Below are 13,471 nucleotides of genomic sequence, written 5' to 3' on the forward strand. Positions count from 1 at the left end.
TTCACGAACTGGCAGGGCGGTCTTTGTGTCCCTGCTTTTTTTGATAGATCAAGGTGACGACGGCAATGACAGCTAGAAATCCCAAGCTGACAAAAAATCCGGGTCGGCTTGATTTTTCAAACAGCGTGCCGGACACAGCCGCCGCGATCAGAATTGTCGCCAAATAAATTTGCGTTTTCGCCATGGCTGCCGGATCGGTCAGCTTTTTGCTGGAGAACAGGATAAACAGCCAAGTGTATAAAAGCATAAGCCCGGCCGCTGTTGTCATGTGCTCATATATATTTTTAGGCAGCACTAAAGACAGGACGATAGACACGATAAGCCCCGCAAATGTTAATCCGAGCGCGGGCCAGCATATTTTTTTGCCTTCTTTTAGAGTAAAGCATTTCGGCGCGTCGCCGTCATCGGCCATCGTACAAAGCAATGTTGTCACGGCAAAGAGTGAAGCGACAAGGGTCGAGAACCCCGCGATAATAAAAATGCCGTTGAAAATATCAAGGATCACTTCGAGATGAAATCCTTTTAAAGACGTAATAAACGGGCTGTCCTGTTCTGTAAACTTGTGTAAAGGAACTAGTAGCAAAGCGAGCCCGATTGAAATGATATAAATAATCGCCAGCGTTGCCAGCATCAGCTTTCCTGATTTTGAGGCTTCCTCCGGCTTCTTTAAATGAACCGTCATGAGCCCCATGACTTCAATGCCGCCAAACGCGTAAAATGCATAAATCAGGCCTGTCCACAGTCCCATAGCTCCGAATGGGAAAAATTCTTTCGTCTCATTCGGAATCTGCACCTCCGGCTTTCCGCCTGATAATATGCCGCACAAAGCCAGAATGGCAATCACGATAAACATGAAGATAGCGGCTGTTTTGATAACTGCCAGCACGTTTTCTGTTTTTTCAAAAACAGAAAGTCCGGTAAAAATAATGAGAAGCCCCAGTACAGCATAGATGGAAGCAAATACCCACAGCGGCACTTGAGGAAACCAATGCTTCGTAAATAACGAAATGGCTGTCAGCTGGCTTCCGGTAATCAGCATTTCAGATGACCAGTACACCCAGCCGTTGCTGAAGCCGGCCCATCTGCCAAACGCTTTTCGCGCATACGCACAAAACGAGCCTTTTTCAGGCTGCTTTGCCGACAGCTTGGCAAGCTGCTCGAATACAAAATATGTGCCGATTGCTCCAATTAGAAATGAAAGCAGAACGGAAAATCCGCTTTTCACAATTGCGATGCTGGAACCGAGAAAAAATCCTGTTCCGATTGTGCATCCTATCCCGATTAATGAAAGCTGCCACCAAGCCAGATTTCCTTTTTCTTGGTCTTTTTTTGTTTGACTCATTTACATTCAACCCCTTTTATCTAAGGTTAGATTGCAACCCGCGCAAGGCTTATATGCATCGGATTTTTGCCTCTTTTTACATGGAGGCGATGGTAAACGTTCATACTAATAGAAAAAGGAGCGAAGCGGATGACACAGCAATATATCGTTCAGCCGAAGAAAGGGCTCGGCCTGAAGCTGAAAAAGGGCCAGATTTTGAAGGTGGTTGATGTAGAGGGGCAGCAGGTTGCTGATTTTGTGGCGTACCACGCAAAGGATTTTTATGAGCATCTTGATCAGGGAGCGACCATTGATGCCAATCATTCCATTCATGTGAAGGTCAACGATCATATTTACTCTAATTTGTATAAACCGATGCTGACGCTCATTGAGGATACAGTCGGCAAGCATGACCTGCTTCTGCCAGCCTGCCGTCCTGATATGAACAGGCTGTTATACGGAAAACAAAAGGACGAGTTCCAGGATACGTGTTATGACAATATGAACAGGGCGCTTGAGCAGTTCGGCGTGCCGAAGCCGCATATGCATTATCCGTTTGCGATTTTTATGAATACCGTTCTGGATGAGAAGGGGAACCTATCTGTGGAAACGCCGCTGTCAAATGCCGGGGATTACGTCAGACTCAGAGCGGAGATGGATTTGGTTGTCGCGTTTTCTTCCTGCCCGATTGAAAAAGGAAAGTGCAATGGCGACAGTGTGACGTCCATACGGGTTGAAGTCAGCTGATCTCTCTTATTCACTATGAAATAAGACCTGTGCTATAGTTAATATGGATACATAACAGTCATGATTCATTTTCATTGATTCGGGGAAATGAACAGTAAGAAACAAGCGAAAATGTACAGGAGGAATGATTGGGATGAGCATGCAGGAAAAGATTATGCGTGAATTACATGTGAAGCCCTCAATTGATCCAAAGCAAGAAATTGAGGACAGAGTCAATTTTTTAAAACAATATGTAAAGAAAACCGGCGCTAAAGGACTTGTGCTTGGCATCAGCGGCGGACAGGATTCAACACTTGCGGGAAGACTTGCTCAGCTTGCGGTGGAAAGCATTCGCAAGGAGGGCGGAGATGCTCAATTTATCGCGGTCCGTCTTCCGCACGGCACACAGCAGGATGAAGATGATGCTCAGCTCGCTCTGAAATTCATCAAGCCGGATAAATCCTGGAAATTTGACATTCAATCAACAGTCAGCGCTTTTGCGGATCAATATCAGCAAGAGACAGGCGATAAGCTGACAGACTTTAATAAAGGAAACGTAAAAGCGAGAACGAGAATGATTGCTCAATACGCGATCGGCGGCCAAGAAGGCCTTCTTGTGATTGGAACAGACCATGCGGCCGAAGCCGTGACAGGTTTCTTTACGAAATACGGTGACGGAGGCGCAGATCTCCTGCCGCTGACAGGTTTAACAAAGCGCCAGGGAAGAAGCCTGCTGAAAGAGCTGGGTGCCCCAGAACGCTTATACTTAAAAGAACCGACTGCCGATCTGCTGGATGAAAAGCCGCAGCAGTCCGATGAAACTGAGCTTGGCATTTCCTACGATGAGATTGATGATTATCTCGAAGGAAAAGAAGTATCGGCGAAGGCGTCAGAAGCGCTGGAGAAACGCTTCAGCGTGACGGAGCATAAGCGCCAGGTCCCAGCTTCTATGTTTGATGACTGGTGGAAATAATATGATTAAAGCCCACTCTTGGAGTGGGCTTTTTATTTATTGATCCATTCATTTGCATGTATCAGGGACATGGTTTCAAAACGTCTTTTATTTGATACGGATATGATTCAGCTTCACCATCAATCTGTCGGTGAATCTTCGCAGGCTGCCTCTCGAATCAGGCTCAAGCGGCAGATTTGCTTGGGCAGCGATCGTTTCTGCGACCTGCTGGCTAGACATTTGGTCTGTATGGAGATGTTCTGTGAAGAGGCTATCAGACAGGCTGTTGATGCAGCGGTCAATTTGTTTTGCGGCCCAGGAGTTTTTTCCTTCCGCTCTGGTGCGCAGGCGTTTCAGCAATGTTTCCTTTGAAGCCAGCAGGGTAAAGTGGTGAATGGTCCGGCCGCCCTGTCTCAGCCTGCTGATAATGTCATGGAAATATTGATCGTTCGTAATGGTCATGGGCACAATGATGATGCCCTGATATGTATCTGACAAATAGGAAAGCATGCTGTAATTGAATTCCCGCCACAGAGGGTAGCTTTGAAAGTCATCTTCAGCGATATCCGGCGGTATCATCGAACGCATCGCAAACCCCATCTTTTCAGGATCATATACGTAAGACGGTTTCAGCCTTCTGTGCAGTTCAAACGCTGTTTGTGTCTTTCTGGAACCGAAAGCCCCATTTATCCAAATGATCATCATGATATCCCCCTTTTTGTTTATGATACAAAAAAAAGACCCTTCGATCGAAGAGTCAGCGGGAAAAAACAGACGTATATTGGCGGAGCGATTCCTTTATATGCGTAAAGGCATGTTCTCCAAAATACTCAAGAGAAACAAAACCATCATATTGTCTGTTCATCAGCTCTTTTAAAAATGCTTTTTGATCGAGATCTCCTTGAAAAATCGGAGTTGGCTCGCTCAGATACCAGTTATCAAAGTTCCAGCGGTAGTTTTTCAAATGGATATGGCTTATCGTATGAAAGGTTTTTTCTAAAGCGGGCAGCTGGTCAATTCGGTTCACGTGCAGATTTGACCCGTCAAAAATCGTTCGGAGTCTCGGATGGCCGACATCCTTCAAAAATGTTAAAGCAGCTTCAGGTGTATCGGCATACGTATCGTAGTGAATTTCCAGACCGATATTCACCTCATAGCCGTCTGCCATTTGCGCAGCCTGCTGGAATTGTTCAACCGCACGCAGCCATTTTTCCGGTGACGTTCTGTTTGACGCCTGATTGCCGGCAAATACGCGAATAAGCGGGCTGTGAAGCTGTCTCGCCGCCCGAAGCCCTTTTTTCACTGCTTCTTTTGTTTTTTCTTCTCCTTGTGTCACAAAATCGGTGTATAAGCTGACCGCGGGCACCTTCAGTTTATGCTGCTGCAGCAGGGTATAAAGGCTGTCCAGCGGCCCGAAGTCCTGTTCATACTGTTCGATGTGGCCATACCACAAATCAATCCCGTCAAAGGACTGCTCCTTCGCAAAGGAAATGACGTCCATAACATTTTGCTTTTTATATCCGGTTGTACAAAAGCTTATTTTCATCTCACATCCCTCCCGTCATCTTTTTCCCTGATGAAAAACGGATAAACGCAGAGAGAGAAAGGAGGTTTAATCATTTAATGCTTTTTTGCGTCGAAGTGTTAAATTATTTCTGAAAATGTTGTACAATGAATGTCATCCGGCCAAGAAGGTGATTGAACGCAAAAAAGAAACGGAGCCGACTGCTCAAATATGACGTTTCGTCATGTTACATCTTTTATGCTGCAACACGGCTAATAACATCTTGACTGCGGAGCGGCAAACTCGTATAACGGAGCGGTTCTGTTAGCTTATTGTAGGAAAGCTTGAACGGCTGGCAATGAAATAGAGGACGCCCGAGCCGGTACCTATATAAATATTCGCAAAATCAGCATATAATGAAGATAAACTTTCATTCCTTAGGAGGATTTCGCCAGAGATGAACGCTAAACGAGCCATCCCAGTAAGAGAAAGAAATATCGTCCTGATTGGGTTCATGGGTGTAGGAAAAACGACAATCGGCCAATTGGTCGCTAAGAAATTATATAGAGATTTTATCGATATTGACCAAGAAATCGAAAAGGATTTCAACATGTCGATCCCTGAGATGTTTGAAAAAAAAGGTGAGGACTTTTTCCGGAAAACAGAAAAAGAATATATCCTGAATCTATGTCACCATACAAGATTTAAAATTGTCTCACTTGGCGGAGGCTCTTTTAAACAAGAGGAAATCAGAAAGTGCTGTCTCGAACATTGTCTGGTGCTTCACCTCGATCTGTCCTGGGAGAACTGGAAGCAGCGCGCGGATTTGCTGATCGAAAGCCGTCCGGTGCTGCATAACCGGTCAATGGATGAAATGGAGCAGCTGTTTAACGAGAGAAAAGTCATTTATGACAAGCACAATTCAAAAGTGGAAACAGACAACCTTGCTCCTGAAGAAATTGCAGATTACATTGTGGAGACGTTAAAAATCGGTTGGGATCTTTATCAGCCAATGTAAAAGCCGTGCGGGAGGGACTGATCCCATAAGATGAAACAAATAAAAAACACCTTCATGTTTGAAAACGGATCGTTGTTATCCGAAATAAGGCTTGGAGGTGTTTTTTGTAGCGGAAAGCGGCTTTAAGCCGCACGCGGCGTTTAAAACGAGCCACATCGAAACCGCGCAATCCCTTGTGGCAAACGGTTTGGGGGTAACACTTGCGCCAAATATGGTCAAAAGAGACAAAGACCCGGGTGTCATCTATTTATCTCTTCAATCCGCGCCTTCACGCACTCTGGTTTTTGTATTTTTAAAGAACCGCTATGTCAGTCTGACCGCTCAGGCCTTTATGGAACTGAGCCGGGAATCGGTTAAACAAACGTTTGATCAAGAAGAGTGAATATGGTGTTAGAACGAATTCACGTCGAGGGATTGAATCAGAAAGCGGATGTTAAAAAATTTAGAAAATAGATTCAAAACGTGATAGTATAGAATAAATTAAATCTTATTAAACAAAGGAGAATAATCGGAAATGCAACTATTCGATATGCCGCTCGACCAATTGCAAACGTATAAGCCTGACAAAACTGCCCAAAAAGATTATTCTGAGTTTTGGAAGTCCTCTTTGAACGAGCTTGCCAAAGTTCCAGCAGTTCCTGACTTACAGCCGGTTGATTATCCTGCTGACGGGGTGAAGGTATACCGCCTCACATATAAAAGTTTTGGAAATGCCAGCATTGCCGGATGGTATGCGGTGCCTGACAAAGAAGGCCCGCATCCGGCGATCGTGAAATATCACGGCTACAATGCAAGCTATGACGGAGACATTCATGAAATGGTCAATTGGGCGCTGCATGGATACGCTGCGTTCGGCATGCTTGTCCGCGGCCAGCAGGGCAGCGAGGACACCAGTATTTCTCCGCACGGACACGCATTGGGCTGGATGACGAAAGGAATTCTTGATAAAGATACATACTACTACCGGGGAGTTTATTTGGACGCCATCCGCGCGCTTGAAGTCATCAGCAGCTTTGATGAAGTCGACGAAACGAGAATCGGCGTGACGGGCGGAAGCCAGGGCGGAGGCTTAACCATTGCGGCCGCGGCTCTGTCAGATATTCCGAAAGCCGCTGTTGCTGATTATCCTTACTTAAGCAATTTCGATCGGGCCATCGATGTGGCGCTTGAACAGCCGTATCTCGAAATCAATTCCTTCTTCAGAAGAAATGGCAGCCCGGAAACAGAAGAGCGGGCCATGAATACACTAACGTATTTCGATATTATGAATCTGGCTGACAGGGTGAAGGTGCCTGTACTGATGTCGATCGGGCTGATTGACAAGGTTACGCCGCCTTCTACTGTGTTTGCGGCCTATAACCATCTGGAGACAGAAAAAGAGCTGAAGGTGTACCGCTACTTTGGGCATGAGTATATCCCTGCCTTTCAAACGGAAAAGCTTGCCTTCTTTAAGCAGCATCTTAAAGGCTGACAGACGTGAAGAGCCGCCGCATCATCTGGCGGTTTTTTTCTGCAATCAGCCGGAATGAGAAAAGACGGGAGACGAATATATATGAAACAAAGAATCATTGATGAACTAAAACGAATTGAGCAGGAATACAGCGTTAAAATCGTGTATGCCGTTGAATCAGGGAGCCGTGCTTGGGGATTCCCGTCGCAAGACAGCGATTATGATGTCCGCTTTATTTATGTGCCGAAAAAGGAGTGGTATTTTTCAATTGAGCAGGAGCGGGATGTCATTGAAGAGCCGATCCACGATTTGCTGGATATCAGCGGCTGGGAACTGAGAAAAACGCTGCGTCTTTTCAAAAAATCAAACCCTCCGCTGCTTGAGTGGCTGTCCTCAGACATTGTGTATTACGAAGCTTTTACGACCGCAGAGCAGCTGAGAAAGCTGCGAAGCACTGCGTTTAAGCCTGAAGCCAGTGTGTATCACTATATCAATATGGCAAAAAGAAACGTCAAGGATTACCTGCAAGGGCAAGAGGTGAAAATCAAAAAGTATTTTTACGTGCTGCGGCCGATACTGGCGTGCAAGTGGATTGAAAAGCACGGAACCATTCCGCCGATGGATTTTACTGTCTTGATGAATGAACTGATTACGGAACCCGAACTGAGAGCAGAGATGGAAACCTTGCTTGAGCGCAAAAGAAAAGGTGAAGAACTGGATCTTGAAGCAAGAATTCATGTGATTCACCAATTCATTGAAACGGAGATTGAAAGGATTATGGAAGCGGCGAAAACGCTGAAAATCATCAAAAAAGATATCACGCCTGAGTTGAATCGTCTGCTTTTGAATACTGTTGAAGAAGTGTGGAATGATGGAGGAAGCTGATGTTTACTGTCGCTTCCTCTCTCCATTTTTCGACAGGAAGTCCCCCGACTTTCTAACTATCTGATTGTGAGAAACCCACAAAAATAATCAGAATCTTTGTATTTTGAGAATATTGTGAACAGCGGTTTTGTCCATTTACAATAAACTCATACAAATACTTCTTAGATTGCGGGGTGTTGAGGTTGGAAGTGATCACAAGAGATTTTTTCTTATTTTTATCCAAAAGCGGCTTTCTCAATAAGATGGCGAGAAACTGGGGAAGCCGGGTGGCAGCGGGTAAAATTATCGGCGGGAATGATTTTAACAGTTCAATCCCGACAATTCGACAGCTTAACAGCCAAGGCTTGTCAGTTACTGTCGATCATTTAGGCGAGTTTGTGAACAGCGCCGAGGTCGCAAGGGAACGGACGGAAGAATGCATCCAAACCATTGAGACCATTGCGGATCAGCAGCTGAACTCACACGTTTCTTTAAAGATGACGTCTTTAGGTCTCGATATAGATATGGATCTGGTGTATGAAAATATGACGAGAATCGTCCAGACGGCCGAGAAGCATAAAGTCATGGTCACCATAGACATGGAAGACGAGGTCAGATGCCAGAAAACGCTTGATATTTTTAAGGATTTCAGAAGGAAATACGAGTATGTAAGCACGGTGTTACAGGCCTATCTGTACCGGACGGAAAACGATATTGACGAATTGGATTCTTTGAAACCGTTCCTTCGTCTTGTAAAAGGAGCATATAAGGAATCAGAAAAAGTGGCTTTTCCGGAAAAAAGCGATGTCGATGAGAACTACAAAAAAATCATCCGAAAGCAGCTCTTAAATGGTCACTACACAGCGATTGCGACACATGACGATAAAATGATCGATTTTACAAAGCAGCTTGCCAGGGAAAACGGCATTTCCAATGACATGTTTGAATTCCAGATGCTGTACGGCATGCGGTCGCAAACCCAGCTCAGCCTCGTAAAAGAAGGTTATAACATGAGAGTCTACCTGCCTTACGGAGAGGATTGGTACGGCTACTTTATGAGACGCCTGGCAGAACGTCCGTCAAACATTGCATTTGCTTTCAAAGGAATGACGAAGAAGTAAAAAAGGAGAGATTACAATGACAACACCTTACAAACATGAACCATTCACAAATTTTCAAGACCAAAACAACGTAGAAGCGTTTAAAAAAGCGCTTGCGACAGTAAACGAATATTTAGGAAAAGACTATCCGCTTGTCATCAACGGTGAAAGAGTGGAAACAGAAGCGAAGATCGTTTCCATTAACCCGGCTAATAAAGAAGAGGTAGTCGGCAGAGTCTCAAAAGCTTCTCAAGAACACGCTGAGCAAGCAATTGAAGCTGCGGCTAAAGCCTTTGAAGAGTGGAGATACACGTCTCCGGAAGAAAGAGCGGCTGTCCTGTTCCGCGCGGCTGCCAAAGTCCGCAACAGAAAGCATGAATTCTCCGCTTTGCTTGTAAAAGAAGCAGGGAAGCCTTGGAACGAGGCGGATGCTGATACGGCTGAAGCGATTGACTTCATGGAATATTATGCACGCCAAATGATTGAACTGGCAAAAGGAAAACCGGTCAACAGCCGTGAAGGCGAGAAAAATCAATATGTATACACGCCGACTGGCGTAACAGTCGTTATTCCGCCTTGGAATTTCTTGTTCGCGATTATGGCGGGAACAACAGTAGCACCGATCGTTACCGGTAACACAGTTGTTCTTAAACCTGCGAGCGCAACGCCTGTCATTGCTGCTAAATTCGTTGAGGTTCTTGAAGAATCCGGTCTGCCAAAAGGCGTTGTCAACTTTGTTCCTGGAAGCGGAGCGGAAGTCGGTGACTACCTTGTTGACCATCCAAAAACGAGCCTTATCACGTTTACGGGATCAAGAGAAGTCGGTACGAGAATCTTCGAACGTGCGGCAAAAGTTCAGCCAGGCCAGCAGCACTTAAAGCGTGTAATCGCTGAAATGGGCGGTAAGGATACAGTTGTAGTCGATGAGGATGCGGACATTGAATTGGCGGCTCAATCCATCTTTACATCTGCATTCGGCTTTGCGGGCCAAAAATGTTCTGCGGGTTCACGTGCTGTTGTCCATGAAAAAGTGTATGATCAAGTATTAGAGCGCGTTATTGAAATCACAGAGTCTAAAGTAACGGCAAGCCCTGACAGCGCAGATGTTTACATGGGACCTGTCATTGACCAGGGTTCTTATGATAAAATTATGAGTTATATTGAGATCGGAAAAGAGGAAGGCCGATTAGTAAGCGGCGGCACTGGTGATGATTCAAAAGGATTCTTCATCAAACCGACGATCTTCGCTGACCTTGAACCGAAAGCAAGACTCATGCAGGAAGAAATTTTCGGGCCTGTTGTCGCTTTCTCTAAAGTATCAAGCTTTGATGAAGCATTAGAAGTGGCGAACAATACTGAGTACGGTTTAACGGGAGCGGTGATCACAAACAACCGCAAGCACATTGAGCGTGCAAAACAAGAATTCCATGTTGGAAATCTGTACTTTAACCGCAACTGTACAGGAGCCATCGTCGGTTACCATCCGTTCGGCGGCTTCAAAATGTCCGGCACAGATTCAAAAGCCGGCGGTCCGGATTACCTGGCACTGCACATGCAGGCAAAAACAATCAGTGAAATGTTCTAAAGCGGGACTAAATGGGCATCCTCCCTGCGGGGGTGTCCATTTCATCCATATACTATAAAAAAGAGGAGGAAGTGCCATAGAAAACACACAGCTGATTATTTCAATTTGTATTTATATGGCGGGGATGCTGCTGATCGGCTACTTTGCCTACAAACGTACGTCAAACCTGACGGATTACATGCTGGGAGGACGTTCCTTAGGTCCGGCTGTAACCGCTCTCAGTGCGGGAGCTGCCGATATGAGCGGCTGGCTGCTGATGGGGCTTCCGGGCGCCATGTTTTCAACTGGACTGAGCGGCGTTTGGATTGTGTTCGGGCTTTGCCTTGGAGCATGGGCAAACTGGCTCTACGTCGCGCCGCGGCTGAGAACATATACAGAAAAAGCGGGGAATTCGATTACGATTCCCGGATTCCTTGAAAATCGTTTCGGAGATCAAACAAAGCTCCTCAGACTGTTTTCAGGAATTGTCATTTTAGTCTTTTTCACATTTTATGTATCTTCCGGAATGGTGTCCGGCGGCGTCTTATTCAACAGCATCCTGGGGATGAATTATCACACCGGCTTGTGGGTTGTGACTGGTGTTGTTGTCGCGTACACCCTGTTTGGGGGCTTTCTGGCTGTCAGCTGGACAGATTTTGTTCAGGGGATCATTATGTTTGCAGCACTTATTCTCGTTCCTATCGTTACGTTTTTCCACACCGGGGGAATAGGTGATACAACTGCTGAGATCCGCTCTGTGGACCCTGATATGTTTAATATTTTTAAAGGAACCAGTGTTCTTGGCATCATTTCATTGTTTGCCTGGGGCTTGGGCTACTTCGGCCAGCCGCATATCATTGTGCGCTTTATGGCGATTACGTCTGTCAAAGAGATAAAAAGAGCGCGCAGAATCGGAATGGGATGGATGATTCTTTCGGCGGTCGGCGCAGTGCTAACAGGTTTGGGCGGAATCGCTTATTACCATCAGCGGGGCATGACATTGAAGGACCCGGAGACGATTTTTATTCAATTAGGAAACATTTTGTTCCACCCAATTATCACAGGATTTCTGATTTCTGCAATTTTAGCGGCCATCATGAGTACGATTTCTTCCCAGCTGCTTGTCACATCAAGCTCTTTGGTAGAAGATTTGTATAAGTCGATGTTCCGGCGCTCAGCTTCTGATAAAGAGCTGGTGTTTTTAGGGCGTCTGGCTGTGCTGGCTGTTTCAATTGTCGCGTTAGTTCTGGCTTGGGAGAAAAACAATACCATCCTTGGATTGGTCAGCTACGCGTGGGCGGGCTTCGGTGCATCTTTTGGACCGGTTGTACTGCTCAGTTTATTTTGGAAACGAATGACCAAATGGGGGGCACTCGCCGGCATGATTGTAGGGGCAGCGACTGTAATCATTTGGGCGAATGCCGGTCTTTCGGGCTTTCTGTATGAAATGATACCTGGTTTTGCTGCGAGTCTGTTGTCGGTCTTTTTCGTCAGCGTATTGACGCAGGCTCCGTCACAAGACGTTACAGACCAGTTTAAAGACTACGAAGATACGATGTCACAATAAAGATCGAGAGGAGGAGGAAGGGGATATCCCTTTTTCCTCTTTTCTCCTTTTAAGACCGCTGTGTTTTCTTTTGGAAACAAACGTATTTTTTTCTATACAAAAAGACCCCGTATGGATATGATTAAAGTAAAAAAAGTATAGGAGAAAAAGGTATGGAAGAGCTTTTAGAGAGAGTTTTTTCATTTTCAGATGTTGATAAGCTGATTGACTTTATCAGCTATGAACTGCAAAAACCAGTGATACTGGAAAGCGCGGATTTCTTTTTGTTAGCCTACAATTCTTACTATATTAACCATTTTGATTCTGCGAACCAGCAGACTATTTTTTCAAAAAAATGTCCGGTTCAGATTTTTGAGAGGTTTTTGAAGGACGGAATCATTGAAAAGCTGAAAACAGAACCTGAGCCTTTTCGCGTCAATAAAATTGAGAGCATTGGGTTAAATCAGAGAGTAGTCGTGAGTGCGAAGCATAAAGGGGAAGTCATGGGCTACATCTGGATTCAGGAACTGGATCGTGATCTGACAGACGAAGAGCTCGACTTTTTGTACAAGACCTCCTTCCATGTCGGAAAAATTATTTATAAAGCGAACAAGCTGAAACAGGAAAAGGAAGAAAGAGCTGAGGACCTCATCAAACGGGCGATCTATCAGCAATTTATTTCTGAAAAGGAGCTCAGGCGCGAAGCTGAGAGAATCAACACCGTGCTGCCTTCTGTGTTTTCAGTTGTCATCCTGCACGCCGCGAATGGGGATGGGGAAGCGGTGGAAGATTTAAAAGAAAATATCAGGTCTTACCTGAATTTGCGGGATAAAGTCAGTCATGTCTTAACGATAGAATCAAATATTGTCATCGTCGTAGCGAGTTTTTCCCAAAAAAGCTCCGCCTCCTCAGCAGCTGCTGAATTCATTAACAAGCTGTTAACACATTTTCACTTTCAAAAAATTCCTACCCCTATCTATATCGGTATCGGAAACGAATATGACCACATCTTAAAACTTGGCAAAAGCTATACAGAAGCATTGGAAGTCATTAAAGCCGCAGAAATAACCGGCAACCAGGAAAACATTCCATATGAATATGAGAAGCTCGGTATTTATCGTTATTTAGAAAGCATTGAACAGAAAAATGACTTTTTGGAATACGAGAATAAGGATTTGGCTTTACTAAAAGCGAAAGACCAAGAAAGCAGCACCGAGCTGCTGAAGACGCTGGAAATCTATCTCCTCAACAATTGCAAAACAAAACCAGCCGCAGAACAGCTGTTTATTCACCAAAACACATTAAATTACCGCATCAAGCAGATACTTGAGATGACATCTATCGATTTAAGCGATTTCAGAACGCGATGCCAGCTCTATCTTGATTTGATGCTAATGAAAAAGAAATAAAAAAGAAACCAGTACTT

At 45.1% G+C, this 13,471-nt stretch carries 12 protein-coding genes and 1 pseudogene; 10 read left to right on the forward strand and 3 right to left on the reverse strand.

What is annotated here, in order from left to right; all coding sequences use genetic code 11:
* Window position 1: 1 nt before the first annotated feature.
* Complete coding sequence (locus AU387_RS00795) at window positions 2-1,342, reverse strand: amino acid permease (protein WP_044161989.1); 1,341 nt, start codon at window positions 1,340-1,342, stop codon at window positions 2-4.
* A 129-nt stretch (window positions 1,343-1,471) separates the two neighbouring features.
* Between AU387_RS00795 and AU387_RS00800 the strand changes: the two genes are divergently transcribed.
* The gene (locus AU387_RS00800; protein ID WP_044161986.1) at window positions 1,472-2,068 is read left to right on the forward strand and encodes a DUF1989 domain-containing protein; all 597 of its coding nucleotides are present in this window, start codon (window positions 1,472-1,474) and stop codon (window positions 2,066-2,068) included.
* 133 nt (window positions 2,069-2,201) lie between these two features.
* Window positions 2,202-3,020, forward strand: coding sequence for an ammonia-dependent NAD(+) synthetase (gene nadE / locus AU387_RS00805; protein ID WP_059292002.1), 819 nt, complete (start codon window positions 2,202-2,204; stop codon window positions 3,018-3,020).
* Between the two features lie 87 nt (window positions 3,021-3,107).
* On the opposite strand, the gene tmrB is transcribed toward nadE, so the two are convergent.
* On the reverse strand, window positions 3,108-3,701 hold the full coding sequence (gene tmrB, locus AU387_RS00810; protein ID WP_059334452.1) for a tunicamycin resistance ATP-binding TmrB: 594 nt from the start codon (window positions 3,699-3,701) through the stop codon (window positions 3,108-3,110).
* Window positions 3,702-3,756: 55 nt separating this feature from the next.
* Window positions 3,757-4,545: a sugar phosphate isomerase/epimerase family protein gene (locus tag AU387_RS00815; RefSeq protein WP_059334453.1), complete on the reverse strand. Its 789-nt coding sequence runs from the start codon at window positions 4,543-4,545 to the stop codon at window positions 3,757-3,759.
* 415 nt (window positions 4,546-4,960) lie between these two features.
* Between AU387_RS00815 and AU387_RS00820 the strand changes: the two genes are divergently transcribed.
* The 8 genes and pseudogenes from AU387_RS00820 (at window position 4,961) to putR (ending at window position 13,454) form a co-directional block, all read left to right on the forward strand.
* Complete coding sequence (locus tag AU387_RS00820; RefSeq protein WP_024120152.1) at window positions 4,961-5,521, forward strand: shikimate kinase; 561 nt, start codon at window positions 4,961-4,963, stop codon at window positions 5,519-5,521.
* A 109-nt stretch (window positions 5,522-5,630) separates the two neighbouring features.
* Window positions 5,631-5,903, forward strand: a pseudogene (locus AU387_RS00825) (LysR family transcriptional regulator substrate-binding protein); the annotation flags it as partial.
* A gap of 132 nt (window positions 5,904-6,035) precedes the next feature.
* Window positions 6,036-6,992 carry a cephalosporin C deacetylase gene (gene cah / locus AU387_RS00830; RefSeq protein WP_059334455.1) on the forward strand — a complete coding sequence of 319 codons (957 nt, stop codon included), beginning with the start codon at window positions 6,036-6,038 and terminating at the stop codon, window positions 6,990-6,992.
* 81 nt (window positions 6,993-7,073) lie between these two features.
* On the forward strand, window positions 7,074-7,856 hold the full coding sequence (locus AU387_RS00835) for a nucleotidyltransferase domain-containing protein (RefSeq protein ID WP_024120156.1): 783 nt from the start codon (window positions 7,074-7,076) through the stop codon (window positions 7,854-7,856).
* A gap of 188 nt (window positions 7,857-8,044) precedes the next feature.
* Window positions 8,045-8,956, forward strand: a complete 912-nt coding sequence (gene putB, locus AU387_RS00840; protein ID WP_082687817.1) for a proline dehydrogenase PutB — start codon at window positions 8,045-8,047, stop codon at window positions 8,954-8,956.
* Between the two features lie 16 nt (window positions 8,957-8,972).
* A complete protein-coding gene (gene pruA, locus AU387_RS00845) occupies window positions 8,973-10,520 on the forward strand; it encodes an L-glutamate gamma-semialdehyde dehydrogenase (RefSeq protein ID WP_044161972.1) in 1,548 nt (515 codons plus the stop codon).
* A 91-nt stretch (window positions 10,521-10,611) separates the two neighbouring features.
* On the forward strand, window positions 10,612-12,066 hold the full coding sequence (putP, locus tag AU387_RS00850) for a sodium/proline symporter PutP (protein WP_082687800.1): 1,455 nt from the start codon (window positions 10,612-10,614) through the stop codon (window positions 12,064-12,066).
* Between the two features lie 152 nt (window positions 12,067-12,218).
* Window positions 12,219-13,454: a proline utilization transcriptional regulator PutR gene (gene putR / locus AU387_RS00855; RefSeq protein WP_059334458.1), complete on the forward strand. Its 1,236-nt coding sequence runs from the start codon at window positions 12,219-12,221 to the stop codon at window positions 13,452-13,454.
* The last annotated feature ends 17 nt before the right edge of the window (window positions 13,455-13,471 follow it).

Origin of the sequence: Bacillus halotolerans (assembly GCF_001517105.1) — a bacterium.
Taxonomy (GTDB): domain Bacteria; phylum Bacillota; class Bacilli; order Bacillales; family Bacillaceae; genus Bacillus; species Bacillus halotolerans.

Excerpts from the sequence above, each read along its gene's own strand:
- AU387_RS00795 (WP_044161989.1), bottom strand. The coding sequence starts at position 1,342 with ATGAGTCAAACAAAAAAAGACCAAGAAAAAGGAAATCTGGCTTGGTGG.
- AU387_RS00800 (WP_044161986.1), top strand. The coding sequence starts at position 1,472 with ATGACACAGCAATATATCGTTCAGCCGAAGAAAGGGCTCGGCCTGAAG.
- nadE (WP_059292002.1), top strand. The coding sequence starts at position 2,202 with ATGAGCATGCAGGAAAAGATTATGCGTGAATTACATGTGAAGCCCTCA.
- tmrB (WP_059334452.1), bottom strand. The coding sequence starts at position 3,701 with ATGATCATTTGGATAAATGGGGCTTTCGGTTCCAGAAAGACACAAACA.
- AU387_RS00815 (WP_059334453.1), bottom strand. The coding sequence starts at position 4,545 with ATGAAAATAAGCTTTTGTACAACCGGATATAAAAAGCAAAATGTTATG.
- AU387_RS00820 (WP_024120152.1), top strand. The coding sequence starts at position 4,961 with ATGAACGCTAAACGAGCCATCCCAGTAAGAGAAAGAAATATCGTCCTG.
- cah (WP_059334455.1), top strand. The coding sequence starts at position 6,036 with ATGCAACTATTCGATATGCCGCTCGACCAATTGCAAACGTATAAGCCT.
- AU387_RS00835 (WP_024120156.1), top strand. The coding sequence starts at position 7,074 with ATGAAACAAAGAATCATTGATGAACTAAAACGAATTGAGCAGGAATAC.
- pruA (WP_044161972.1), top strand. The coding sequence starts at position 8,973 with ATGACAACACCTTACAAACATGAACCATTCACAAATTTTCAAGACCAA.
- putR (WP_059334458.1), top strand. The coding sequence starts at position 12,219 with ATGGAAGAGCTTTTAGAGAGAGTTTTTTCATTTTCAGATGTTGATAAG.